This window comes from Aeribacillus sp. FSL K6-2848 (assembly GCF_038004325.1).
Taxonomy (GTDB): Bacteria; Bacillota; Bacilli; order Bacillales; family Aeribacillaceae; genus Aeribacillus; species Aeribacillus composti.
This window is the reverse complement of record NZ_JBBOQQ010000001.1, coordinates 1,004,384-1,028,875: the sequence shown is the minus strand read 5'-3', so window position 1 is coordinate 1,028,875 and position 24,492 is coordinate 1,004,384. Positions and strand designations below refer to the sequence as shown.

The 24,492-nt window shown below is 38.0% G+C and carries 26 protein-coding genes; 7 read left to right on the top strand and 19 right to left on the bottom strand.

What is annotated here, in order from left to right; all coding sequences use genetic code 11:
- Positions 1 to 134 precede the first annotated feature (134 nt).
- The gene (locus NSS70_RS05125) at positions 135 to 1,496 is read left to right on the top strand and encodes an IS4 family transposase (protein WP_340789351.1); all 1,362 of its coding nucleotides are present in this window, start codon (positions 135 to 137) and stop codon (positions 1,494 to 1,496) included.
- Here NSS70_RS05125 and NSS70_RS05120 read toward each other — a convergent pair.
- The 4 genes from NSS70_RS05120 to NSS70_RS05105 form a co-directional block, all read right to left on the bottom strand.
- Complete coding sequence (locus NSS70_RS05120; protein ID WP_340881038.1) at positions 1,454 to 2,629, bottom strand: hypothetical protein; 1,176 nt, start codon at positions 2,627 to 2,629, stop codon at positions 1,454 to 1,456. The genes NSS70_RS05125 and NSS70_RS05120 overlap by 43 nt on opposite strands.
- Positions 2,630 to 2,656: 27 nt before the next feature.
- Positions 2,657 to 2,818, bottom strand: a complete 162-nt coding sequence (comX, locus tag NSS70_RS05115) for a competence pheromone ComX (RefSeq protein WP_082830253.1) — start codon at positions 2,816 to 2,818, stop codon at positions 2,657 to 2,659.
- A gap of 16 nt (positions 2,819 to 2,834) precedes the next feature.
- Positions 2,835 to 3,767: a polyprenyl synthetase family protein gene (locus NSS70_RS05110; RefSeq protein ID WP_339194508.1), complete on the bottom strand. Its 933-nt coding sequence runs from the start codon at positions 3,765 to 3,767 to the stop codon at positions 2,835 to 2,837.
- A 117-nt stretch (positions 3,768 to 3,884) separates the two neighbouring features.
- Complete coding sequence (locus NSS70_RS05105) at positions 3,885 to 4,025, bottom strand: DegQ family regulator (RefSeq protein ID WP_063387066.1); 141 nt, start codon at positions 4,023 to 4,025, stop codon at positions 3,885 to 3,887.
- Positions 4,026 to 4,364: 339 nt separating this feature from the next.
- On the opposite strand from NSS70_RS05105, the gene NSS70_RS05100 reads away from it, so the two are divergent.
- Positions 4,365 to 4,604, top strand: coding sequence for a helix-turn-helix domain-containing protein (locus tag NSS70_RS05100; RefSeq protein ID WP_232515690.1), 240 nt, complete (start codon positions 4,365 to 4,367; stop codon positions 4,602 to 4,604).
- A 49-nt stretch (positions 4,605 to 4,653) separates the two neighbouring features.
- On the opposite strand, the gene NSS70_RS05095 is transcribed toward NSS70_RS05100, so the two are convergent.
- The 3 genes from NSS70_RS05095 to NSS70_RS05085 form a co-directional block, all read right to left on the bottom strand.
- Positions 4,654 to 4,902 (bottom strand): YueH family protein, encoded by a 249-nt coding sequence (locus NSS70_RS05095; RefSeq protein ID WP_327873263.1) that lies wholly within the window; start codon positions 4,900 to 4,902, stop codon positions 4,654 to 4,656.
- A 79-nt stretch (positions 4,903 to 4,981) separates the two neighbouring features.
- Positions 4,982 to 5,200, bottom strand: a complete 219-nt coding sequence (locus tag NSS70_RS05090; RefSeq protein WP_063387068.1) for a spore germination protein — start codon at positions 5,198 to 5,200, stop codon at positions 4,982 to 4,984.
- 63 nt (positions 5,201 to 5,263) lie between these two features.
- Positions 5,264 to 5,794, bottom strand: coding sequence for an HD domain-containing protein (locus NSS70_RS05085; protein WP_063387069.1), 531 nt, complete (start codon positions 5,792 to 5,794; stop codon positions 5,264 to 5,266).
- Positions 5,795 to 6,073: 279 nt separating this feature from the next.
- On the opposite strand from NSS70_RS05085, the gene ald reads away from it, so the two are divergent.
- Positions 6,074 to 7,216 carry an alanine dehydrogenase gene (ald, locus tag NSS70_RS05080; RefSeq protein WP_063387070.1) on the top strand — a complete coding sequence of 381 codons (1,143 nt, stop codon included), beginning with the start codon at positions 6,074 to 6,076 and terminating at the stop codon, positions 7,214 to 7,216.
- Positions 7,217 to 7,643: 427 nt separating this feature from the next.
- On the opposite strand, the gene NSS70_RS05075 is transcribed toward ald, so the two are convergent.
- Both NSS70_RS05075 and NSS70_RS05070 read right to left on the bottom strand, forming a co-directional pair.
- Positions 7,644 to 9,137, bottom strand: a complete 1,494-nt coding sequence (locus NSS70_RS05075) for a leucyl aminopeptidase (protein WP_339194504.1) — start codon at positions 9,135 to 9,137, stop codon at positions 7,644 to 7,646.
- Positions 9,138 to 9,227: 90 nt separating this feature from the next.
- The gene (locus NSS70_RS05070; RefSeq protein ID WP_063387072.1) at positions 9,228 to 9,845 is read right to left on the bottom strand and encodes a 3D domain-containing protein; all 618 of its coding nucleotides are present in this window, start codon (positions 9,843 to 9,845) and stop codon (positions 9,228 to 9,230) included.
- A 317-nt stretch (positions 9,846 to 10,162) separates the two neighbouring features.
- Between NSS70_RS05070 and NSS70_RS05065 the strand changes: the two genes are divergently transcribed.
- Complete coding sequence (locus NSS70_RS05065) at positions 10,163 to 11,365, top strand: transposase (protein ID WP_340732215.1); 1,203 nt, start codon at positions 10,163 to 10,165, stop codon at positions 11,363 to 11,365.
- 178 nt (positions 11,366 to 11,543) lie between these two features.
- On the opposite strand, the gene NSS70_RS05060 is transcribed toward NSS70_RS05065, so the two are convergent.
- The gene (locus tag NSS70_RS05060; protein WP_063387105.1) at positions 11,544 to 11,861 is read right to left on the bottom strand and encodes a YuiB family protein; all 318 of its coding nucleotides are present in this window, start codon (positions 11,859 to 11,861) and stop codon (positions 11,544 to 11,546) included.
- Positions 11,862 to 12,690: 829 nt separating this feature from the next.
- Complete coding sequence (locus tag NSS70_RS05055; RefSeq protein WP_186439306.1) at positions 12,691 to 13,914, bottom strand: NAD(P)/FAD-dependent oxidoreductase; 1,224 nt, start codon at positions 13,912 to 13,914, stop codon at positions 12,691 to 12,693.
- Between the two features lie 284 nt (positions 13,915 to 14,198).
- Here NSS70_RS05055 and NSS70_RS05050 point away from each other — a divergent pair, with 284 nt between their 5' ends.
- Positions 14,199 to 15,191 (top strand): NAD(P)/FAD-dependent oxidoreductase, encoded by a 993-nt coding sequence (locus NSS70_RS05050; protein ID WP_063387074.1) that lies wholly within the window; start codon positions 14,199 to 14,201, stop codon positions 15,189 to 15,191.
- Between the two features lie 765 nt (positions 15,192 to 15,956).
- On the opposite strand, the gene NSS70_RS05045 is transcribed toward NSS70_RS05050, so the two are convergent.
- The 3 genes from NSS70_RS05045 to NSS70_RS05035 all read right to left on the bottom strand — a co-directional run bounded on the left by NSS70_RS05045 (position 15,957) and on the right by NSS70_RS05035 (position 17,843).
- Complete coding sequence (locus NSS70_RS05045) at positions 15,957 to 16,319, bottom strand: HesB/IscA family protein (protein ID WP_063387075.1); 363 nt, start codon at positions 16,317 to 16,319, stop codon at positions 15,957 to 15,959.
- A gap of 63 nt (positions 16,320 to 16,382) precedes the next feature.
- Complete coding sequence (dapF, locus tag NSS70_RS05040; protein ID WP_094245257.1) at positions 16,383 to 17,255, bottom strand: diaminopimelate epimerase; 873 nt, start codon at positions 17,253 to 17,255, stop codon at positions 16,383 to 16,385.
- 351 nt (positions 17,256 to 17,606) lie between these two features.
- Complete coding sequence (locus NSS70_RS05035) at positions 17,607 to 17,843, bottom strand: YuzB family protein (protein ID WP_094245256.1); 237 nt, start codon at positions 17,841 to 17,843, stop codon at positions 17,607 to 17,609.
- Positions 17,844 to 18,066: 223 nt separating this feature from the next.
- Here NSS70_RS05035 and NSS70_RS05030 point away from each other — a divergent pair, with 223 nt between their 5' ends.
- Complete coding sequence (locus NSS70_RS05030) at positions 18,067 to 19,137, top strand: NAD(P)/FAD-dependent oxidoreductase (RefSeq protein WP_063387078.1); 1,071 nt, start codon at positions 18,067 to 18,069, stop codon at positions 19,135 to 19,137.
- Between the two features lie 212 nt (positions 19,138 to 19,349).
- On the opposite strand, the gene NSS70_RS05025 is transcribed toward NSS70_RS05030, so the two are convergent.
- The gene (locus NSS70_RS05025; RefSeq protein ID WP_066249224.1) at positions 19,350 to 19,673 is read right to left on the bottom strand and encodes a YuzD family protein; all 324 of its coding nucleotides are present in this window, start codon (positions 19,671 to 19,673) and stop codon (positions 19,350 to 19,352) included.
- Positions 19,674 to 19,794: 121 nt separating this feature from the next.
- Here NSS70_RS05025 and NSS70_RS05020 point away from each other — a divergent pair, with 121 nt between their 5' ends.
- Complete coding sequence (locus tag NSS70_RS05020) at positions 19,795 to 20,058, top strand: NifU family protein (protein ID WP_375338782.1); 264 nt, start codon at positions 19,795 to 19,797, stop codon at positions 20,056 to 20,058.
- A 33-nt stretch (positions 20,059 to 20,091) separates the two neighbouring features.
- Here the strand turns inward: NSS70_RS05020 and thrB are convergent, their stop codons facing one another.
- The 4 genes from thrB to NSS70_RS05000 form a co-directional block, all read right to left on the bottom strand.
- Entirely contained in the window at positions 20,092 to 21,012 is a 921-nt protein-coding gene (gene thrB, locus NSS70_RS05015) for a homoserine kinase (protein ID WP_063387081.1), read from the bottom strand.
- A complete protein-coding gene (gene thrC, locus NSS70_RS05010) occupies positions 21,009 to 22,070 on the bottom strand; it encodes a threonine synthase (protein WP_063387082.1) in 1,062 nt (353 codons plus the stop codon). The genes thrB and thrC overlap by 4 nt, the downstream gene beginning before the upstream one ends.
- Positions 22,067 to 23,365, bottom strand: coding sequence for a homoserine dehydrogenase (locus tag NSS70_RS05005; protein ID WP_186439305.1), 1,299 nt, complete (start codon positions 23,363 to 23,365; stop codon positions 22,067 to 22,069). The genes thrC and NSS70_RS05005 overlap by 4 nt, the downstream gene beginning before the upstream one ends.
- A 147-nt stretch (positions 23,366 to 23,512) precedes the next feature.
- Positions 23,513 to 24,472, bottom strand: coding sequence for a 2-hydroxyacid dehydrogenase (locus tag NSS70_RS05000; RefSeq protein WP_066249221.1), 960 nt, complete (start codon positions 24,470 to 24,472; stop codon positions 23,513 to 23,515).
- Positions 24,473 to 24,492 lie beyond the last annotated feature (20 nt).

The window sequence follows — 24,492 nt, the reverse complement described above, 5'->3', positions numbered from 1 at the left end:
TAAATGCTTGATGTAAATGGTTTTGGGAAGTACAAAATTATCATTTGACATTTTTTAAAACATAAAGAAAGACACCTATTCTTTTGGTAAAATATTGGTGACGAAACCAAATCCAAAAGAAAGGTGTCACCACTATGATAACGAATAAAGACTACTTTGCGCAATTACCAAAAGAAATTAAACAAGGATTTTCCGAATTAAATATTGGATATCATTTAAGAAAAGCGAATATTACGAAACTTTCCGGGTATTCTTGTCTTACTGTTTTCAAACTGATTTTTCTTTTAGTCTTCCAATATAAGAACTGGTTTCGTGCTTTTATGAGTAAACGATCTCAGGATCTGCCCGGAAAGGATACAGTCTATCGCTTTTTAAATACACCAACCTATCATTGGAGAAAGTTTCTGCTTTCATTAAGCAGTGAAATGATCCGTCTGCTTCAACCATTAACTTCAAAAGATCGTGTCACAGCTTTTGTGATTGATGATTCTGTCTTTTCAAGAAACCGTAGTAAGTCGGTTGAACTGTTGGCTAAGGTTTTTGATCACTCTACCCATCAGTACTTGAAAGGGTTTCAAATGCTTACCCTTGGCTGGACCGATAGTTTTACTTTTATTCCCGTTGATTTTGCTCTTCTAAGTTCACCGAAAAAGGAAAATCGCCTGCAAGAAATCAATACCAATATTGATAAACGAACATCTGGCTATAAGCGTCGCCAGGAAGCTCTGAAATCAAAACCGGACGTGGCTTCAGCTTTACTTGATCACGCGCTTGAAAAAGGGATTGTAGCTGACTATGTTCTCATGGATTCCTGGTTTACACAAGCGCCTTTAATTGAGAAGATTACGAACAAAGGGTTATTTGTCATTGGCTTGGTGAAGCAATTAAAGCAGCGATACGTTTACAATGGTGAACGTTTCACACTGAATCAACTTTACAAATTGGCAAAACCTCACATGGGTAAAAAAGACATTCTCGGATCCGTTTATGCTACTTTAGACAATGGAATTCCAGTAAAAATTCTATTTGTACGAAACCGTAATAAACGGAGCGAATGGCTTGCCATTCTCAGCACAGATACAACATTAGAAAATGAAGAGATCATTCGTATTTACGGCATGCGTTGGGACATTGAAGTCTTCTTCAAATGCAATAAATCCCTTTTAAATTTAGAGAAAGAATTCCAGGGACGTTCCTACGACATGTTAATTAGCCATACAACCATTGTTTTTACACGATATATTCTCATTGCTTGGCAAATGCGAAAAGAGGAGGATCCTAAGACGATTGGCAACCTTTTTTACATCCTTTGCGAAGATGTAAAAGACATAGATTTTATTACTGCCCTTCAATCACTTATTGACCTTTTCCAAACTTTGGCGGAAGCCGAGGTTTCTTTGAACATGGACATCTTTAAAAATCAAATGAATAAATGGTTGGCCACTATACCTAATTATATCAAGCAATGCTTAAATATTTCTGTGTGCGAAAGTTGAGTCATTAATATATATATAATAATTGAAAGTTGAATAGGGTAAATTTTGGGATTATGTTCTTTTAGCAGTATGATAAAAGCCACTAAAAAGATAGTCGGCAAAATGGAAAGGAGAGCATAATATTTGACTCTGCCTAGAATAAACTCAATATCATATATCTTTGATGATAGAAACTGATACACAAGGGAAAAAGGTACTAATAACAAAAATGACGCTAAAAGGGCAGGCGAAAAAATTGCTTGTTCCAAAAACAAATAAGGGATGACATATAGAACAATAAACGGTGAAAAAGCAATAACGTTTGTAACGATTAGTACTTTGACAGGGTATTCAATTTCAGAAAATTTAACTTTTCTTAAACCAACAATTTTGGTAACAAAGCTTATAAAAAAGACAACTAAAAAAGAAAATAAACTAAAGAATTTTGTGAATAAACTTAAATGATTATAAAAATCTTCAATGATTCTCGCAACTATATTGAGGAAAACGATAAAATACCCTGCATATATCAGTTTTTTGTTGAACAATACGTTTCCAAATTCAAGAAAATAATAATATAAAAAATGTAAATAAATGACTGGAACACTAATAAAAAATAAGAGCACTAAGTATTGTGAAACATGATCACCACGTGCCGAAGCACTGCCGCTTAAATAAGCTAAAGAAATAAACAATAAAAAAATGTTTAAAAAATATGGAGAAATACTATTTATTTTTTCATTTGATTTATATATAAAATAGCTGCAAAACAAACAAAGAAAATAAATAATTAATGGAATAATGAGCATGTACAAGGAATGTTCAGAAAAAATTAAATTTTCTACTTTTAATACTTTAATTCCATCTTGAGATTTAATCTTTAAAATACTGTCTTGTTGAAGTTGAATATTTATACCTTGAATTCTTTCTCCATTAAGTTCTAATAATATATCCCCCTTTTTCATCCCCGCTTTGCTCGCCCAAGCAGCAGGATCTAAATCAACGATTTCAACTTGACCTTTCTCATTTAATTTAAGATTAGCTCCAATATATGGAGCTTTAAAAAATAGATATAATGAATGAGAAACAATGAAAACGCTAATGATGACTAATAATTTATAAAATCTATCCATTATTTTAAACTTTTCAATCAACACTACCCACCGCTTAACGTTTTAAAATTATGATAACCAATAGCTGTAATTTGCAGAAAGCGTATCTACAAACCCATCAATTATACCCAATAATTCTTCCAATTCAACTCCAATCAAACTAGCTTGTCCATTCACGACTTTCTCCAAAACATCAGGGTTTTCGATTAAGAAATTTACGATTTCTTGCATATTGATCTCTCCTTTTTTATTTTTTGATTAAATTTGTTAATAGTTCATCCAATTTCTCAGCAGGCAGCGGAAGTTTTTTTATATAAGTTTCAGCCTTCTTAAGCGCGATGTGTTTCATCACATTTAAATATTGGGTGACTCCCGCTTCCAACAGCTTTTCTTTAAAAGCTACAATGCTTCCAAAGTATTCGTCGAAGTCTTTTCCGCTGTGCACATATTGTAAAATATCCACGCTTGTTTGATTAAATTTCCTTTGCAAATAAAGTAATGCCAGTGACGGCTTCAAAAACTTCCTGTCCTGTTTATGCGGAGTAAACAATCCTTTATAATCATTCTCAATCTGGCCGGCAATCCCTACTTGGTGCCCGTATTCCTTAACTTCCTCGTATCTTTTCCCGCATGCAAACATGACACCCGCTTCAGCTGCAAGAGCTGTAAGGGAACCTGATTTCCATCTCATCATTTGCAAACATTCTTTTTCTGTCTTCACGGCATTTGCCAAATCAATATGCTGGCCTTTCATAGCCTGCAAAGCATAATCAAGAAACAGACCAAGGATCTCAGAACGATAAGGTGATGACAGCGAATGGATATGCGATAAACTTAACGTATAAAGAAAGGATGAGCTGTTAATCGCTTCCCCTCTATCAATATCCATCCACGGTTCTGTAAAGTTGTCCAGATCCTCCAAATCATCAAACATATCAAAAGCTAGGACGAGTAATTCAACAGCTGCCATAAGCTTGTACAATTCTTCTTCATCATTTTCGCTGTTGAATACGTTCGCATGCAAATAACAAAGCTCTGCAAAAGGAAATGTTTGTTTAGATTCGATAAAACGATGCAAAAGATTCCGCAAATAAAGCCAGTCTACAGACCTTTCGACCGCATCCTTCATAAACATTGCCACTTGAACTTTGTTTAATAATAACTCACTTTTTAATGCCATCCCCTCCTTTTGATCTGATTTATATTCAGCTTGAAATCTATGGATGTTTTACAATTATTATACTATAAATTATATATATTATCATAAAAAAGGCGACCAAATTTGGTCGTCGCCTCATTATACAATTTTCGTATATTGATATTTATCGTATTTGTCAATGCTCTTATTGATATTATCAAGCGCCTTTTTCGTTTCGTCTAACTCCCTTTCAAGCATTAAGAAGATCTTGTTGATTTTTTCGATTTCTTGATGATTCAAAGTATCACACTCCCTTGAAAAGATCCTTTTTTCGATCTTTCATATTTATTTTATAGAATTTTCGATCATTTTTCACCGAAAAACTAATTTGAAGTTTTATGCGTGATACCGAAAAACACGCAATGTGATTGTATGTGTCTTTTTGCGATGTATGGCAAACTTGTTATAAAGATTGCATGATCATGATTTTTATAACAGAAGGACTCCTTCTTTCCCCCATTTGTTAAATTCATATAAAAAAGAAGGAAAATTTTGATAAAAGAGGGTTGAATGAACGAAAGAACATTGATAGAATATTTTCTAAATCCCGAGAAGATATGACAAATAAGGGTGAACATAGTGGAAAAAAAAGAATATGTTATACATATTAAATTGGACAATTTATTGAAACAAAAAAGAATGACCAAACGAGAACTTGCCCGTCAAGCTGATATTCGCCATACGCTTGTATGGGAAATGTGCCACAACAAAACGAAGCGCCTTCCTCTAGATAAGCTTGCAAAAATTTGCTCCGTATTACAAGTCGACATACATGATGTCATAGAATTAGTAGAGAGAAAAGAAAGCAATCTAATGTAACCTCCGTCTGACAGCAGAGGTTACATGTTTCTCAAATCCTCTTGAAAATTTACATTTCCTGTATCCATTGAGTAATTTTCGAAGAAAGTGAAATGGCAATGTTCTCATTCGATCTTTTTGCAATAGAATTTTGTAAATGTTCTCTTGTTTTGTCATTGATTTCTTCATATTTAATGATCTTGGACCATTCAAGCTGCGGTACAGCAACTAATATATACTCCTCTTTTTTGTTTTCATAAATATAGACGTTTCTGATCTCTTCATCGTTATGTATTATATTTGCCTTTCGTACTTTCATTGTTTCACTCCTTTTTTCCCTCTATATAAAAAAATACCTGAGTTGAAAGAAAAATCAATCTCAGGTTTTGCAAAATATTTTACCTATTCCCTATTATCGGTTGATCAAAGAAACTTTTCGAATGTTCATTCGTTTTGCTACGAACGTCAAATGTTTTTACATAGTCTCCAACATTTAAAGCTCCTGAACCAAGCGCAGATTTTAAACTCGCCTTAGGAGAAATAGAAAAGCTGTCACCCACTTTTATGATTCCTGAGTCGACTTCATTAATCTCAATTGGACCTACAAAAGAAGGCAAACGAAACCACCACTTCCATTGTTTGTTTATAGTATTGTATGATCAAACGCCTAAATTGTTCGCTTATACAATGGATTTTAACTGAGAATAGTACTTTTCAACTTTTTTATCTAGAGTCCTAATTTTCTTTAAAGCCAGCTTTTCGTCAATTTGACGGTAATGATGCATTCCGCCTGGTTCTTCATCCAATTCATCAGCAAGCCGAACTATACGCTGAAGAGGATTTTGCTTTAAATTACCATCAGGCAAATACGAATCCGTATGAAGGAGAATAGCTAAAGCAATTTGCTTGGCTGCTTCAGGCTTTTCCCCAAGCCTTATCAGCAGTTTATGCGCCCTGTTCGCTCCTTTTATTGCATGAATATCATTTTTTCGATATTTTTCATAATCCCATTTACCGTCCGTGTACCATTCATAATGGCCAATATCATGCAACAGCGCCGCCTTTGTCGCAAGATCGGGATTTACATTGAATGCTATCGCAAGACGAAAAGCGTGATCAGCCGTTTTAATCGCGTGAGCGATGCCAGATCGTTTTAAATATTTTTGTGTAATTGGATGAGTGAAGACTTCCATTAAAGTGACCCTTTTCACAGCTCATCCCTCCTAAATATTTCTGTATAAGATACCATATGTTCGAAATTTTCGCAACGGAAGTGGATTTTATAAATTTATGCAAATATACTGGCGGTTTCGCTGAAAGCTGCAGACAAACATACACCGATTTGCATATGATATAAAAACAAAAAAATTCAATGAATGATTGCCAGCAGGAAAAGAAACAATAAAATGGACAGGTACATGAAAATTCCGACTCATTGTTGGTACATATGGAATATTAAAACGAAATTATACTATACAGGAGGGATTGCAATGATAATTGGTGTACCGCGGGAAATTAAAAATAACGAAAATCGTGTAGCCATTACACCAGCTGGAGTTGTTTCATTAGTCAAGGCAGGTCACCGTGTACTCGTAGAAGAAAGTGCAGGTCTTGGAAGCGGAATTCATGATGAAGAATATATTCAAGCAGGCGCCGAAATTCTTCATGATACAAGCAAGGTTTGGGAAGCAGATATGGTGTTGAAGGTCAAGGAGCCGCTTCAAGAAGAATATAAATATTTCCGTGATGGTCTTATTCTGTTTACTTACCTGCACCTTGCAGCTAATCCTGAGCTGACAAAAGAGTTGAAGGAATCCGGTGTGATTGCGGTCGCTTACGAAACAGTTTCTGACGGTCATTCGTTACCCCTGTTAACACCGATGAGCGAAGTGGCCGGTCGTATGGCAACACTGGTTGGAACGCAATTTTTACAAAAACCGTACGGCGGAAAAGGTATTCTATTATCCGGTGTTCCAGGCGTTGAACGCGGCAAGGTCGTCATCATCGGCGGCGGGGTAGTCGGTACAAATGCTGCAAAAATGGCTATCGGTTTAGGAGCTCATGTAACGATCCTTGACGTAAGTCCTAAGCGTCTTCGGGAATTAGATGATCTTTTTGGCAACGACATTCAAACGCTCATGTCTAACTCCTATAATATTTTCGAAGCAGTAAAAGAAGCGGATCTAGTCATCGGTGCTGTCTTAATCCCCGGTGCAAAAGCGCCAAAGCTTGTGACTGAAGAAATGGTAAAATCGATGAAACCTGGATCAGTCATCGTTGATGTTGCCATTGACCAAGGCGGGATTTTTGAAACGAGCGATCATGTCACCACTCATGACAATCCGACATATGTAAAGCACGGGGTCCTTCATTACGCAGTTGCGAATATGCCGGGAGCAGTTCCGAGAACATCTACGTTCGCCCTTACTAATTCGACCATTCCATATGCATTGCAAATAGCCAACAAAGGGTTAGTAGAAGTAATCGCCAAAAACGAAGCGATCAAATTAGGTGTCAACGTTGCCAACAAAGAAATAACGTATGAGGCAGTCGCCCGCGACCTTGGGTACAATTATGTTCCTGTAGAAAAAGTTTTTGAAAAAGAGTTCGCAAATATGAATTCTGCCACATAATACACATATATATTTTCGACTTACCTTAAAAGAAGGAAAACAGTTCTTGCCGAATCTATTATCAAAAATGCAAAAAAAGCCTTCGCTCTCTTTTGAAAAGCAATAAAAAATGCGCACTTATAAACGTGTTAAGTACTGGGCTAATCGTTCACAATAAAGACCAAATCAGGATAAATGTGCAGCAATTTGTTAAGTCAGAATGTGCCGACACATTATCCTAATTTGGTGTTGCTTCCGACAACATACATGTCAGAAAGAAATCAATCCACGATTTTCAAGCATACTGAATGGGTCATCTTTTTTACAAAATAGATTCCGTCTCTCTCCTATATTGAATTGCGGCTCCTGCCGAAAAACTGAAACAGCAATAACATTTCTGACATAAAGCCAAATCTGCAATAGTTCAACCTAATGATGGATGACTCCATCATGATTTAATCGGCACGAATTTTTCCACAAAGGCCGCCAATGTTCGAGTCATCACACCAGTTGCTCCTTCAGGTCCTAGAGGGCCTTTCTTAGAAGTAGTGGATGTCCCGGCAATGTCTAAATGAACCCATGGCGTATCTTCAGCAAATTCTGCTAAAAAAGCACCGCCCATTATCGCATGTCCTTCCCGGCCAGGGGAATTATTCAAATCCGCCATTTTACTGTTTTTTACCCGCTCGCGGTCATCTTCAAAAATTGGCAATCTCCATATTCTTTCATTACATTCAACAGATGCTTTCCAAAGCTGATCATACAGTTTTTCATTGTTCGTCATCGCACCTGTTGTGTGCTTTCCGAGAGCAACAATAACTCCACCGGTTAAAGTGGCAACATCGATAATGTATTTCGCTCCATGCTGCTTTGCATAAGTGATGCCATCTGCAAGGGCTAAACGCCCTTCAGCATCTGTATTTAAAATTTCAATTGTTTTCCCGCTTAATGACACGATGACATCATCCGGTTTCATCGCTCCGCTGCCAATCATGTTGTCAGTAGCCGGAATAACGGCTACAACATTTTGTTTCGGTTTTATTTCACCGATAATTTCCATCGCTCCTAAAACGGCTGCTGCTCCTGCCATATCAGTCTTCATGTTTACTAACCCATCTCTAGGTTTTAACGAGTAGCCCCCAGTATCGTAAGTAATTCCCTTGCCGACTAAACCAATCGCATCGTCCCAAATCTTTTTTCCTTGGTATTTCAACACAATCATTTTAGGGGGTTCACTGGAGCCTTTATTTACCGCCAATATCCCCCCCATACCCATTTCCTCCATATCCTTTTTTTCAAGGATTTCGATCTCAAAAGAATATTTTTTGGCCAGTTCGATGGAATAATTCGCGAGTTCTGTCGCAGTTAATAAATTTGAAGGCATGTTCACAAGAGTTCTTGCCGAATTTGTTCCTCTTCCATAAACATAACCGGCAGTTAAGGCTGCGTTTATTTTCGCTTTATCTGCATCTGTCAAAACATGAACAGCTTCAATGCTTGATTCGCTGCTGTTTGATCGTTGTTTATAGTTTTTTATTTTGTATGTAGAAAGGGCAAACGCTTCCGCTAGTGCATGAGCTGCATCTATCTCTTCCACATCTCCTCCAATAAAGGTAGAAAGCTGTACGCTTACGATTTTCTTCTGATCTTGTTGAACAGCTTGAAACGCATGCCCAAAAGCTTCCATTGCCTTTTGGAACGTGAATTCTTTTTCTTTCCCAAGCCCGACAAAATAAATTCGTTTTACGTTTTCGGCATCAAATGTATATAGTTTTGCGACACTGTTTTTCGCAGAAGAAATTTCACCTGATTTTATAAGCTTGGTGAGTTGATTGTTCAATTTTTTATCCAGCTCCTGCAAAGCTTTTGATAAATTTCCGTTTTGCTTAAAAAGGCCAACAATTAAACTTTCCCCTTCTAAACCGTCTAGTACTTTAAACATTTTTCCACCTCCTTCAATTATTATACGAGGTCGAATAGAACTTTGCTTTATTTTCAAACCAAAAAATAAAGCCCATCCCTGTGGGATAAGCTACCGTTGTCTAAAAACTTCCATCGTTTTATTTTCGTTTAATTTTTTTAATTCCTCTTCTGTTAACGTTCCGTTTCCTTTTTTAACTAAATAAACATCCACTTTTTTCTTTCCCCACTGATTGTAAACATCTTCTACTGTTTCATAATACAAATCAAGCCGATTGCCTTTAATCGCAGCACCTTTATCTGCAACAACTCCGTAGCCATATCCGGGTACATAAAGTATCGTTCCGATCGGAAAAACGTTTAAATCTGCTGCTATAGTGGAAAAATGATCCCTTTTTACTTTAACACCTGAATAAGTAATTCCATATTCAGGGTGGCCAGGATGTTTTCCTGTCGACTCATATCCGGCTGTATATCCGGTAGCCACAACTGTTTTTTTTGGATACTTTGATAAATCAATGGATTTTTCCATCGTCTGTCCTTGATTTGCATGATTAATATTTTTTGCAACGGCTTGTTGAGAATTTTCTCTTTGATTATATTGTTTGATCACCCATTTTGTCAGTTCATCTGCTTTCACACCTGAAATGGTTTCAAAAGTTGTTAAAAACGCCCCAATAAACAACAGACTCATCATAATTCTTCTAGTCCACATTTTTATACTCTTCATTTTTTCTAATTTCACTCCTCTCACCGTCTATTTGTTTCCAAATCGCAAACAAAATATACGTTGGAGGAGCTTTTGAAAGGAGTGTATTTTTCAATACATTCCGACATGTATAAATTTTCCGATAAATTAAAAATAAAATGTAGGCACTCAAATAACATTGTTTTAACAAAAAAGCGTTTTTTTTTTACATGAGCATTTTGCATATTTTTTGACCCAAGAGCCATAAGGATTTCAAAGACATAAAAAAGGACTTCACCCCTAAAATGTAGAATTTTTGAAGTGACGAAACCACAAAAATTCAAAAGGAGGAAGTCACTTTGTATATTCTACAAGAAAGCCTATTTTCCTTTGAAGAACTGCAAAAATTAGAGTCAAAAGAGAAATTACCTATCTTTTTTAGCTCGCTTGATTTACGCCCTTATGCTAAACAGTTGAGAAGTTCTTCACCCCAAGGGGCTGACGGTCATTCCAGAGAAGGGATTCTAAGGGCTCTCATCGCTGCCCCACTCGAAGGCATCGACACCTTTACCGCCCTTCATCATCGATTGGATAAAGACCTTCGTTTCCGTTATCAATGCGGTTTATCGATTGATCGCCCCGCACCGTCTATCTCCACTCTCAGCCGGGTTTTTGCGGCACTTACCAAAAAAAAGCTGGCTGAAAAGATCTTCCTTGACTTGGTACAGTTAGCTCAGGAGGAAGGAATAATTGACGGCAGCCACCAGGCCATCGACAGTGCCGCCATTGATGCCTATGAAAAGAAACAGCCCAAAAAGCGTAGTGAACAAACGGGTAATGCCAATTGGGGCGCAAAATATGATTCCTTCGGCAATAAAATTACCTGGTTTGGCTATAAGATGCATCTTTCAGTCGATACCGCAAGCGAACTGCCAATAGCCATAAAAGTAACCCCTGCCCATGTGAACGATGGAGAAGTCGCACCAGAATTAATAGAGCAAGTGGCAGAGCGTACCAAATCCAAAATTGAATTTCTGATCATGGATGGCGGATATGACCAACTAAAAAACTATGAATCAGCCAAAAACATTGGAGCGCAAGCCATTATCCCGCTCAATTTGCGCAACGAAAAAGAGCCTCCTGAAGGGATTTCTTCCAATGGAACTCCGCGTTGTTCCATGGGTTATGAAATGACTTATTGGGGAGCTGATAAGGACCAGCTCAAGTTCAGATGTCCTCACGCAACCGGCAAAGTGGATTGCCCATTAGGAATGGCAGCCTGTTCATCTTCCAACTATGGAATGGTGGTAAAAGTCGACATCAAAAAGGATGTGCGCCGATATTCCAATCCGCACCGTGATACAAAACGTTGGAAAGAGCTTTACAACGAGAGGACAAGTGTAGAACGCTGTAATTCAAGAATGAAAAGCTACCTTACGGCGAACTCCCTACATGTATGGGGAATTGAAAAAGTAAAGACCCATATTTACCTGAACGCTATTGTATTACTTGTTTCAGCGCTAGCGATGGCAAAGGAAAATAAAGGGAAGAAAGCCGCTTAAAAAAATTCAATGTGAAAAATTCTGTAGGTATGCCCGAAAACAAGATTATTGTAATATTTTGTAAAATAACATGCTGGTAGCTATTTGTCGAGTGCTTTATTTTTTATACTTTTATCCAAAAAATCTAATTTTGCAAAATGCTCACATAAAAAAAAGCCTTCCGATTATACGGAAAAGCTTAAAACATTTGATATCCTCTTGCTCGAAGCATTCGAATGACAATCCCTGATAGAATCGCACCTACCATCCCGCTTCCTAAAATGAGAATGTCTGCTACGGCAAGAGAGGCGATTTTTTCACCCAACAGAGAAAATGAGCGGCTAGGTGATTTGAAATAATCAAAAAAATTCACTTCATCAATTAAAAAAATACATACTAACGGATAAAGTATCGCCATTATCCATGACATTCTTAAAAGCATATTTAATAAAAAACCGATTCCAAAAAATAAAACTAAGAACAGCAGCATGGAAATCAACAGCACCGGTATGTTCATCATCGTGTCCTCACCCTCAGAAAACTGTCGTATTATTATTAAAAGTTTTTATGTGGTTTAAATAAGGAAAAAACTTGACCAGCCTTTGTTAATTTGCCAGATCTTCTTACATGTGCCAAATCTTTAAAGCAGCAAATCGATAAATTGTTACCTTAATTATTAACCTATTTATTCCAATATATCAAGTACAAGATTTCATTTAATGGCATAAATCAGCAAAGCAAGTTTGACATGCACACAAAAAGCTTCTCAGTAGGCTCTCCAACCTTTGAGCAGTTCAAAATTTATACAAAAAAACTGGAAGTTTCCCCAAATGTTTTAAAGTGACAAAAATTACCTATAAGAAAGATTGTCCTAATGTACAGTGCTTTGTCTGTTTTTTACTCATGTGAGATGCTTTTGTGCTTGTACCATAAAAGGAGGGATTTGGCTTCAACATTTAAGAGAGAACTTTCATTCCTTCAAGCACAAAAAAGACGGTGTAAACAAACAAAAGAAGCACAAGAACTTGAGAATAAAACGAAGAACTTTGAAGGAAATATCGGGTATAGCTGTCCGACAGACCAAATACATCAGGCTACTATATAATTGCAGATCAGCATGGCGATTTTATGCTGAATCGAACCCTCTAATCGCAATCAGCATAGCGAGCTCTTTAATTTAATTTGTTTAAAAGCTTATTACTACGAAAATTCAATAAATACAGAGCGGCTCCTTCTCCAAAACATTTTACTTTCCTGCTTTAAAAGAAATTACAAAAGCTGTTCATGTTTATAAAACATTATTTTAAAAGAGCAAAAGCCCTTAAGCCTTTGCTCTTTTCTTCAGCTTAAAAAAATTTGAATTTTCCTTTTTTCAACACGAGACCTGCTCCGCCAACCATATATAGCGCGCGGTTATCAATCATTTTCTTCATGAAGGATGCTTTTGTACCGACCATTTTTTTGCCTAACGCAATACCTACTGCATCATCTTCTCCTAGAGAAGCAACAGTTCCTTTAATATCTGGCTTAAATGGTTCGAGTTCTTTTTTACCGCGAATTAATGCAGCTAAATTTCTCGCACAAACTTCTCCCTGCTGCATTGCAATTTGCGCTGTCGGCGGATATGGACGATTGATTTCCTCATTAATAATTAATGAACAGTCTCCAATAATAAACACATCATCATGTCCTGGTGCGCGCAAGTCTTTCTCTACTTTTACGCGGCCCCGCATTGCCTCAAAACCAGATTCTTCAATTACACTGTTTCCGCGCACACCAGCCGCCCAAATAACAGTGCCTGCTTTTATTTCTTCCGTTTGATCGTCTTTCCCAACAATAATTCCTTGTTCAGTACATTCTTTTATCGCTGTGCCGATTCTAAACTCAACACCTTTGCGCTGCAGTTGATTGACTGCGTACTCCACAAGTTCAGGATCGAAACCTGGAAGTGCTGTCGGTGCTGCTTCCACACAAATAATACGGACTTTTTTAGGGTCAATATCATACTCTCGGCAAAGCTCAGGAACACGGTTGGCAAGTTCGCCTAAAAACTCAATTCCAGTGAATCCTGCACCTCCGACTACAATGGTTAGACGTGTATCATCTTTTTCTTCTTCTGTATTGTATGTAGCAAATTGATATTCAATATGCTCTCTAATTTGTCTAGCAGAATTAATGTTGGAAATTGTGAAAGCGTATTCTTTTAACCCTTGGATTCCAAACGTTTCCGGATGAGCCCCAAGAGCGACTACTAAGTAATCATAGTTAAGCTCGCCATTTTCAAGAATGACTTTTTTCTCATCTGTTTTAATTAATTTTACAGAATCTTGCACAAAGTTTACTTTGTTTGTATCAATTACATCTTTAATTGGATAGCGGCATCGGTCATGATGAAGGGTGCCTGCAGATGCTTCATGCAGCCATGTTGTTTCATAATGATAATCATGCTTATTGACAAGTGTAATATCAGCCTCGTTCACACTCACCATTTTTTGTAGACGTGTTACGGTCATTAATCCTCCATAACCGGCACCTAAAATAACAACTTTAGGATTTCTCACAAGACACACCAACCTTTTCCGTAATTTTTAAAGCGGTCAATTCTAGACTCACTTTTCACATAATTTGTGAAAATATTCACGTTATTGGACAAAAAATTATAAGGGCAAAATTGTCAATAAAATTTAACATCTTTTTACCTATAGTCATGATATCCGTTTGTGTCCAACTTTTCAAGTTTATTTTTAAGCTAAATGATCAACTTTATAAATCTTTAAATGACAGAATTTTTGTATTTTTACAATCTTTTTTTTATGATATGATTAATAAAGATTAACAAGAGGGGGAATCGTCTGTGAAAGAGGACAGCAAAGTCTACGATATAACGATTATTGGCGGGGGACCTGTCGGGATGTTCACAGCTTTTTACGGAGGAATGAGGCAGGCTTCCGTTAAAATTATTGAAAGCCTTCCACAATTAGGAGGGCAATTGACAGCGCTTTATCCTGAAAAATACATATATGATGTAGCGGGGTTTCCAAAAATTAGAGCTCAAGAATTAGTCAATAATTTAAAAGAACAAATTGCCTTATTCAATCCAACCGTCTGCCTTGAACAGGAAGTTCAGGAAGTTGAAAAACAAAGTGACGGGACATTTAAGTTAACGACAAATTCAGAAATTCATTATTCAAAAACGATTATCATCACTGCCGGAAACGGCGCATTTCAACCACGTAAACTTCAGCTGGAAAATGCTGAGCAATTTGAAGGGAAAAACCTGCACTATTTTGTAGAAGATTTAAACTATTTTGCAGGCAAAAAGGTCGTCCTGTTTGGAGGCGGCGACTCAGCTGTTGACTGGGCGTTAATGCTTGAGCCTATTGCAGAAAAAGTAACGGTTGTCCATCGAAGAGATAAATTTCGCGCGCACGAGCATAGCGTAAATCAATTAAAAAATTCTAAAGCAAATATATTAACACCTTTTGTTCCTGTTGAGCTTATCGGCAAGGATCGAATTGAACAAGTCGTAGTCGAAGAAGCAAAAGGAGATCGGAAAGAGATTATTGATGTAGATGAAGTAATTGTCAATTTTGGCTTCGTTTCCTCTTTAGGCCCTATCAAAAACTGGGGGCTGGAAATTGAGAAAAATTCGATTGTTGTTAACTCAAAAATGGAAACAAATATTCCGGGAATTTATGCTGCCGGAGACATCTGTACTTATGAAGGAAAAATAAAATTAATTGCGACTGGGTTTGGCGAAGGTCCAACAGCTGTAAACAATGCCAAAGCTTATATTGACCCAAGCGCAAAAGTTCAGCCAATGCACAGCACAAGTATGTTTAATTGATGAAAAAAGATGTGGGTGTCTAATAAGTCGTTTTTTCGGCTTTTTGACACCCTCTTTAATGTTTTAGAAACGTTGATATATCAGGACTTATGATTTTTTGTTTTTCAATGGGGATCTGCCTTTCTGAACAGCCCCCTTACAGCAGGAATAATAAGCAAAAGTAAATTTTATTGGAAAGAATAAAGGCTGTCTCGTAAAAGGTCATTTTTTATGACCTTTTGAGACAGCCTTTTTGTCAAGTACTTTTCTAAAGAAACCAGACTGCATCAATCGGACAGACTATTTTTCCTTTGTTTACATCCTTCAGAAGTTTTATGAAGGACTTTTCTTATGCTCTCTTTCTGAATTAGTCTTCAAAAGTTTTATGACGGACATTCAGCACATACAATTGCTTCTTGTTGGACTTCATTGCCTCTATGAAGGACATTTACAAACTTGATTCCTTTATTTTTGTCCTTTACAGTAGCTCCAAAATCCTTCATTTTAGAAACTCATCGGACAGCCCTATCTTTTTTCAACTTTCATCGGTAATTCATATAGTCTTTCGCACAGTCTTCCATGATGAAAATCTGTGATCTGTAAATATCCTCATTTAATTCTCTATCACTTTTAATAAGTTGCATTTAGCCGTTTTTCCCATAAAAATATCCTAATAAAGCAGACTTTTTTTTTGATTCCACTTTATTAGGATATATTTTATTGTGAGTATAGAAAAAGTTAAGGAATAAAGCGATCATTATGCTTGGCTTCAGGAAAGAATCTTTTTTAGCACTCTTCCGGTGTTCCAGCGTGTGTTGCAGTTCTAAAGGAGGCGCCGCAACCGCAAGACGCAATCGCATTAGGGTTGTCTATTGTGAATCCTCCACCAAGCATCGATTGTTTATAATCAATCTTTGTTCCCTTTAATATAGGGGCGCTGTCTTTATCCACTAAAATTCGAATGCCGAATTGTTCAAATTCGTGATCATCTTCTTGTTTTTCTTGTTCAAACCCGATGCCATATGAAAGTCCAGTGCAGCCGCCGCCTTTCACACCAATACGCAAATAGGCGCCTTCTTCCTCATTTTCTCTCATCATATCTTTTATTTGAAAAGCTGCCGCTTCGGTAAGCATAACAATTTCAGACATGACCCATCCTCCTTTTCATTAATTTTTGAGTCACTTTTAGTATACCTTTTCAGAAAAAAACTCTCAAATTTCTGAACCGGCTTCATAATAATAGGTCCCCGTGCAAACCGTTTCAGCAGGTCCTTTCATCAAAATTTTCCCCTCGTCAGTCCATTTAATAAATAAATCGCCGCCGGCAAGATGGACAACTGTTTCTTTGCCTCTTGTTGTTTGCTCGTTTAATACGGATGCGACCACTGCCGCACATGCTCCGGTGCCGCAAGCTTGTGTGACACCTGAACCTCTTTCCCATACTCGAAAATGAAGCTCATGGTCATTGACGATTTCGACAAATTCTACATTTACCCCTTCTGGAAATCTTGCATCTTTTTCGACAACCGGCCCCAATGTTGTTAATGGAGCTTTCTCAATATCGTCCACAAAAAAGATGATGTGTGGATTTCCCATCGAAACCGCTGTGACTTCATATTTCGAGCCGTTAAATTCCATGATTTCACCAATAGCTGTTTCATCTCCGTTTCCGGCCATCGGTATTTCCTTTTTTAACAGCTTAGGGTGACCCATATCAATTGTGACGCATGATACTCGTCCATTTTCTTCATGGACTTCGGCTTCAACCAAGCCAGAAAGTGTTTCGATCAAAAACTTTTTCTCTTTTACTATGTTATGCTCATAAACATATTTTGCGACACAGCGCAAACCGTTTCCGCAGTTTTTTCCTTCTGAACCGTCACTGTTGAAAATTCTCATTTTCACATTCGCACGTTCAGATGGAAGAATTAATATTAGCCCATCTGAACCGATGCCGGTATGAACGTTCGCAACTTTTCGCGCAATATCTGGCAGGAGATGCTCCGGAAGCGTTTCTTCGAATCCATTTACATAAATATAACTGTTTCCTAATCCATGCATTTTTGTAAATTGAAAAGTTTCCATCTTTTCCTCCAAAACAACAAAAAATTTGTTTTTATAAGTATAAAACGTTCAAAATTTGTTGACAATAAAAATATCCCCCGTTTTCATATATAAATAAAAGCTCCTCGGGAAATATAAGAGGGGCTTTTATTTTTTATATCATCAGCCTGCCGCTTCAAACACCTTGCTCATACGTAAAAAAAAGACTCATCCGCAAAGGCAAGCGTCGTACTGAGAAACAATATTGAGATTCATACTTACATTTTATAATATGCTGTCATACCTCGAATGAAATATTTAGAGACAGGATCAAAATAAGGAGAATCAAAAGCTTGTCTCCCTTTTAATTTTATCATTCACTTTTATTTTCTATTAAAACATTGGATTTTCTTCTAAAAATTGATAAATATTTTTCACTAGCTCTTCTGCCGTTTCCCCTTCTACCGCTTCTCCGTTTACAAGGGCAAAAAGCGATTCGTAGCATTGGCCGCAATACCCTAGGCAGCTGTACTCAACTATATCTAAATTAGGATCTTTTTCTAATTGTTCTAATGCTTTTTGTGAACCGTTTGCTAAGTTGCTGACACAAAACTCTATAATTGGTTTCACGTGAATTGTCCTCCTTCTATACTCAGTAGCCTATCATAATGCTTTTTTTCTTCATTGTCAAAGCATTGAACTTCAAGGCTCATTTAACATTTTGCCATAACAATTGTGCTATTTTTCCTTAAGTATGTTGTGATTTATACATAAATTCGTTATACTTTTAGTGGCATTTGTTACGATTGTCACAGTTTTGGGGTAAACATTTGCAGGGAAAAGGGGAATCGCGATGAGAAAGTTACTGCTCCTCGGAGGCGGCTATGGCGGCATGAGAATTCTTCACAAGCTGCTTCCCAATAACTTGCCGGATGGTGTCGAAATAACATTAGTGGATAAAAACCCTTATCATTGTTTAAAAACGGAATACTATGCGCTGGCTGCGGGAACGATTTCAGATCAGCATGTGCGCGTGGCCTTTCCAGAACACCCGAAATTGAACGTTCATTACGGTGAAGTCACGGACATTGACCTTGAACAAAAGCTTGTACATTTAAAAGATCAATCTCCAATCACGTATGATGATCTTATCATCGGATTAGGATGTGAAGACAAATATCATAATGTTCCGGGTGCTGACAAATATACTTGCAGCATTCAAACAATCGATCAATCACGTGAAACGTATCAAAAGCTGAACAATTTAGGAGCAGGTGCAACAGTCTGCATAGTTGGAGCCGGATTGAGCGGCGTTGAATTGGCAAGCGAACTGCGTGAAAGCAGATCCGATTTAAAAATCAAGCTGTTTGACCGCGGAAAAGTGATCTTATCAAACTTCCCGGAACGATTAAGCAAATATGTCCAAACATGGTTTGAAGAGCACGGGGTTGAAGTAATCAACAGCGCCAATATTACAAAAGTTGAGCCAAATATGGTTTATAACCATGATGAACCGATTCCTTGTGATGTTGTCGTTTGGACCGCAGGAATTCAACCGAATTATGTCGTAAGGAAATTGAATGTTGAAAAAGACCGGCAAGGACGGGTTATTTTAACAAAATACCATCATCTTCCTCAAGATGAACATGTGTATGTTGTTGGAGACTGTGCAAGCCTTCCTTACGCACCAAGTGCTCAACTTGCCGAAGCGCAGGCTGAACAAATTGTACAAGTATTGCTCAAAAAATGGAACAACGAACCTCTTCCAGAGGAACTGCCGCCGTTCAAATTAAAAGGCGTTCTCGGTTCTCTCGGAAAAAAATCAGGTTTTGGGATGGTAGGAGATCGCGCACTCACTGGACGTGTGCCACGTCTTTTAAAATCAGGAATTCTTTGGATTTATAAATATCATAGTGGAGCATGAGAAAACCGGGCGTTCATTTGTACGTCCGGCTTCTCTTTTTCCGGAACTCTTTCACTGGAAAATATAAATCAAGAGAAATACAGTTGTCTATTATTTTGCATGCAAAAAAACGAAGCAGCGTTTTTTTTTTTTAGCGGATCTGTTCTTTTGGCTTGAAGAAATCGACAATGCACTTTTTCTTTCACAGTTCTGGATGACGAGTAAACTCTTTCTTACACAGGTTGGTAACCATGTTTTTCCATCTCTTGAAAAATCCTTTTTATCTTTGGATTTCCTTCCCCTACTACCACTCCATTTATGACAACAAGGGGATAAAAATATTCTTCCTTCACGATTTGATCGGCTATTTTCTTTTTCTCTTCATCTTCCGGAGGACAATATATATCAATGTATGTGATGTCAAATGGCTGATCTGGATATTTTCTAGTCAGTGCTGCTTCCAGCCATTCAAATGTATCTTTTGCTGAAGGCGAATTTACACAGCTTGGGCATAAGTTTTCTGCACCATAAACACAAATTTCTACCGGTTTTCTCATGTTTGTTCTCTCCTATTTAATAAAATGATGATCTCCTAGATTATCCATATTAGATTAAAAAAAAATGTGATACAATGAATTTGAAACTTACAAATAGATTTTATCGCTCATTTTGAATATAATGATGGATAAGAAAGGAGTCGATAGTATGTCAGATGTTCAAATAAAAGAACAAGTACAAGAAGTTTTAGATAAGCTGCGCCCGTTTTTGCTTCGTGACGGCGGAGACTGCGAATTAGTTGATGTTGAAGAGGGCATTGTGAAATTGCGCCTTTTAGGTGCGTGCGGGAGCTGCCCAAGTTCTACCATTACTTTGAAAGCAGGTATTGAGCGGGCTCTGCTGGAAGAAGTTCCAGGCATCGTAGAAGTAGAACAAGTATTTTAATGAAACAAACCGGCGAAAAGCCGGTTTGTTTCTTTATATCAAGCTTTCAATATGAGTAAACCAAGACTTTGTCCCTTCATAATCAATTTCTAGCTGTGTTACTTCACAATGAGGAAAAGCCTCTTTTAGTTTAGGACGCAATGAGTGTCTCATGCCTTTTGGAGCAAAACACAATATCGTTGGACCTGCACCGCTCAATACAGTCCCGTACACACCGTGCTCTTTTCCGATCTTTCGAACAGCTGACAGTTCAGGAACTAGACTTTCCCTATACGGTTGATGGAATATGTCCATTTCCATCATTTGGCCTGCCAATTCCCAATTATTATTCATGATGCTCCCAACAAGCACATTGCTGATCGCACTGGCTTTCACCGACTGCTGAAATTTAAATGTCTTCGGCAAAACGCCTCTAGAATCCTTCGTATATAAATAATATGGCGGAATAACCGCGATAATATCCACATCCAGATTATCCACTTTTACAAAATATGTGTGGTCATCTGTTAAATAGCCGACCACTAGACCGCCTACTATAGAAGCTCCGGCATTATCCGGATGTCCCTCAAACTTGCTGGCAAAATGAATTTTTTCTTCATCGCTCAAATTCAGTTTACAAACACGATCGCAAAGCTCAATCCCTGCTGCAATGGCGGCCGCGCTGCTTCCGAGTCCTCTTGTCATCGGAATATCACTTGAAATTTCCACATAACATGCAGGAAGATTAACACTATGTTTTTCTGCTAGCTTGGAAGCGACTTTATAAATTAAATTCTCTTTCCCTTCCGGTACGTTTGCTACTTCTTCACTTACCGGCTTAAATGTCCAATTTTCCGCAAATGTAACGGCTAGTGTTAAATAGCGGTTTAAAGCGAGCCCTACAGAATCAAAACCGGGGCCAAGATTGGCTGTACTTCCGGGAACTTGAATTTTTAACATGTCTCCTTCTTTCATACATGCCCATCTCCCTTGAGATGGTCCATCACAGCTTTCTTTTCATTAGGCAGCACGATCGGCTGGATGGATGACACATCGATCGCAGTATTCGGATCTTTTAATCCGTTGCCGGTCAATACTGCTACAACTGTGCTTCCTTTCGGGATTTTCCCCGAATTTACATCTTTCATCACTCCTGCAATAGATGCACTTGAAGCAGGTTCAGCAAAAACGCCTTCCGTTCTTGCAATTAATTGATAAGCATCCAAAATTTCTTCATCTGTTACCATATCGATCTTTCCGCCTGATTCATTGGCAGCATTGACAGCAAATTCCCAGCTTGCTGGGTTTCCAATTCGAATGGCAGTTGCCACTGTTTCCGGATTTTCAATCACTTGATTTTTTACAATGGCTGCGGCGCCTTCCGCTTCAAAACCGTGCATTTTTGGAAGCCCTGTTTGGTGCCGCTCATTAAACTCTTTAAATCCTTTCCAATATGCTGTAATGTTTCCAGCATTTCCAACCGGAATCGCCAAATAATCCGGAGCTTTTCCCAGCTGTTCACAAATTTCAAACGCCGCTGTTTTTTGCCCTTCAATTCGGTAAGGATTTACAGAATTGACAAGAGTAATTGGCAGCTCTTCACAAATTTCACGAACCATTTTTAAGGCATCATCGAAGTTTCCTTCAATTGCAAAAATTTCTGCGCCGTACATAACTGCTTGGGCAAGCTTTCCAAAAGCGATTTTTCCGTTCGGTATAACAACAATGGAACGCAATCCTGCACGTGCCGCATATGCGGAAGCAGCTGCAGACGTATTTCCAGTTGAAGCGCACATTATAGTTGTGCTTCCTTCTTCCACCGCTTTTGCAACTGCCATCACCATACCGCGGTCTTTAAATGAACCGGTAGGATTCGCTCCTTCTGTTTTCACATACAGCTCAACGCCTAATTTTTCAGATAATTTTTCTAAATGAATGAGAGGAGTATTACCTTCGTTCAATGTCAGCATCGGTGTTTTGTCCGTTACTGGCAAAAATTCTTTATATTTTGCAATTAGTCCATTCCATTTCATAATAAGCCGTTCCCTTCTACTCGATACGTACTTTTAACTTCCTTAACAACTTGCAAATCTCGGAGCTCCATTAAAATTTCCTCAAAATCTTTTTTCGATGCTTTATGGGTAACGATGACAATTTCCGCTAAATCTTTATTTTTCAGAGGTAATTGGAGAATTTTCTCAAAGCTTACACCTCTGTCTGAAAAGAGGGATGTAATTTTTGAAAAAGCTCCAACTTGATCTTCTACGTGAATTCGTAAAAAGTATTGGGCAAAAATTTCTTCAGGTGCCTTCAATTGTTTCTGATATTGCGGGGCTACGGCGCTTCTTCCATTTACACCTAGACGCATGTTTTTCAATACGCCTACTAAATCCGAAACAACAGCGGTTGCAGTTGGCAAGCTTCCTGCGCCAGGACCGTAAAACATTGTTTCCCCTACTGCTTCGCCGTACACATAAACCGCATTATATTCATCTTGGACGGAAGCTAACGGATGATGATCGGGCAGCAGTGCAGGCTGTACACTAACTTCAATTTTATCACCGCTTCGATGGGCGATGCCGATTAATTTCATCGTATAGCCGAGCCGTTTACTGTAATCAATATCTTCTTGTGTAATATCCGTTATCCCTTTTACTTCCACATCTTCTAAATCTACTTCCATAGAAAATCCAAGTCTTGCCAAAATCGCCATCTTTCTCGCTGCATCCAAGCCTTCTACATCAGAAGTCGGATCAGCTTCTGCATATCCTAATCTTTGCGCTTCCTTCAGCACTTCTTCATAAGGGGTTCCGTATTTTGACATTTTCGTTAAAATAAAGTTTGTCGTTCCGTTAACAATCCCCATCATTTTTGTAATCCGGTCTGACGCCAATCCATCTACCAATGTACGCAGAATCGGGATGCCGCCTGCGACACTTGCTTCATAAAAAAGATCGCAGCCGTTATCCGTCGCTTTTTTGAGCAACTCAGTTCCGTACACTGCCATCAAATCTTTATTTGCCGTCACAACATGCTTCTTCCGATTTAATGCTTCAAGCAAATATTCCCGTGTCTGCTCAATTCCCCCCATGACCTCAATAATGACGTCAATATCCGGATCTTCTATTACCTCATGAACATTTGTCGTTAATTGGGAAGGTTCTACATGAACGTCTCTTTTTTTATTTGTATTTTGAACAAGAATTTTTTTTACTTTCACCGGGCACCCGATTAAATGAATGAGCTTATCCTGGTGGTCTTCAATGATTTTTACTACTCCGCTACCAACGGTGCCTAAACCGAGCAGTCCTACTGAGATTGATTCCAACCAATTCATCTCCCTTATGTTTATTTATAATAGACAATTGTCTGCCGTAAAAAGACATTAACTGTTTTATAAGACATTATAAATTTCAATGACTGATTTTACAAGAGAAATTTTCATCATCCGCATATGTAAACGCTTTTTGGGCGTTTAAACAACGGCTGTTTTCGGTTTCTCGCCCGTTAACACACGTTGAATATTTTCGACGCAAAGTTCGATCATTTTTATGCGGGTTTCCCGACTCGCGCTGCCGATATGCGGAAGTGCTACAACTTGTTTCAATGATAAAAGCGGATGATTGGAATCAATCGGTTCTTCTTTAAACACATCCAATCCACAACCAGCGATTTCACCAGTTTTTAGAGCATTATACAAAGCGTTTTCATCAACAGATGCTCCTCTGCCAGCATTAACAAATATTGCACTTGTTTTCATTTTTTTAAAGGCTTCCTCGTCAAACAAGTTTTTCGTTTCATTTGTTAATGGTGTTAAATTAACGACAAAATCGGCTTTCTCTAGCAATTCATCAAATGTGCAGTATTTCGCTCCAAGCTCTTTTTCCACTTCCGGTTTCTTTGAACGATTATGATACAAAATTTCCATATCAAATCCTTTTGCCCGTCTCGCAACAGCTTCTCCAATTTTCCCCATCCCAACGATCCCAATCGTTTTATGATGGATATCGCTTCCTGCCAACAAAAATGGAGACCACCCTGTCCATTTTCCTTCTTTTACATACTCCGCAGCTTCAACCAATCTTCTTGCCGCTGCCATTAACAAAGCAAAGGTTAAATCGGCAGTCGTATCTGTTAGTACATCCGGTGTATTAGTTACAGTCACGCCGTACTTTTTCGACGCTTCGAGATCGATATTGTCATACCCGACTGCTAAATTAGCAACGATTTTTAATTTTTTGGCTTTTTGAAGCAGTTCTTCATCCACCCGGTCTGACAGCATTGTAAGCAGAGCATCAGCTTTTTTTGCCTTTTCCAATAATACAGACCTCGGACATGGAGAATCCTGCTCCCACATGTCGACAACTCCGATGGAACGAAGAGGATCCAATAGGTTTTCTGGCAGTTTTCTTGTTACAAAAATATATTGGGTCACTGATTCATCTTCTCCTTCTT

Excerpts from the sequence above, each read along its gene's own strand:
- NSS70_RS05020 (WP_375338782.1), top strand. The coding sequence starts at position 19,795 with ATGATGGATAAGAAAGGAGTCGATAGTATGTCAGATGTTCAAATAAAA.
- thrC (WP_063387082.1), bottom strand. The coding sequence starts at position 22,070 with ATGAAATGGAATGGACTAATTGCAAAATATAAAGAATTTTTGCCAGTA.
- NSS70_RS05075 (WP_339194504.1), bottom strand. The coding sequence starts at position 9,137 with ATGTTTAAAGTACTAGACGGTTTAGAAGGGGAAAGTTTAATTGTTGGC.
- NSS70_RS05095 (WP_327873263.1), bottom strand. The coding sequence starts at position 4,902 with ATGAAAGTACGAAAGGCAAATATAATACATAACGATGAAGAGATCAGA.
- NSS70_RS05110 (WP_339194508.1), bottom strand. The coding sequence starts at position 3,767 with ATGGCATTAAAAAGTGAGTTATTATTAAACAAAGTTCAAGTGGCAATG.
- comX (WP_082830253.1), bottom strand. The coding sequence starts at position 2,818 with ATGCAAGAAATCGTAAATTTCTTAATCGAAAACCCTGATGTTTTGGAG.
- ald (WP_063387070.1), top strand. The coding sequence starts at position 6,074 with ATGATAATTGGTGTACCGCGGGAAATTAAAAATAACGAAAATCGTGTA.
- NSS70_RS05070 (WP_063387072.1), bottom strand. The coding sequence starts at position 9,845 with ATGAAGAGTATAAAAATGTGGACTAGAAGAATTATGATGAGTCTGTTG.
- NSS70_RS05060 (WP_063387105.1), bottom strand. The coding sequence starts at position 11,861 with ATGAACATACCGGTGCTGTTGATTTCCATGCTGCTGTTCTTAGTTTTA.
- thrB (WP_063387081.1), bottom strand. The coding sequence starts at position 21,012 with ATGAAAGAAGGAGACATGTTAAAAATTCAAGTTCCCGGAAGTACAGCC.
- NSS70_RS05025 (WP_066249224.1), bottom strand. The coding sequence starts at position 19,673 with ATGAGAAAACCGGTAGAAATTTGTGTTTATGGTGCAGAAAACTTATGC.
- NSS70_RS05045 (WP_063387075.1), bottom strand. The coding sequence starts at position 16,319 with ATGTCTGAAATTGTTATGCTTACCGAAGCGGCAGCTTTTCAAATAAAA.
- NSS70_RS05030 (WP_063387078.1), top strand. The coding sequence starts at position 18,067 with ATGAGAAAGTTACTGCTCCTCGGAGGCGGCTATGGCGGCATGAGAATT.
- dapF (WP_094245257.1), bottom strand. The coding sequence starts at position 17,255 with ATGGAAACTTTTCAATTTACAAAAATGCATGGATTAGGAAACAGTTAT.
- NSS70_RS05125 (WP_340789351.1), top strand. The coding sequence starts at position 135 with ATGATAACGAATAAAGACTACTTTGCGCAATTACCAAAAGAAATTAAA.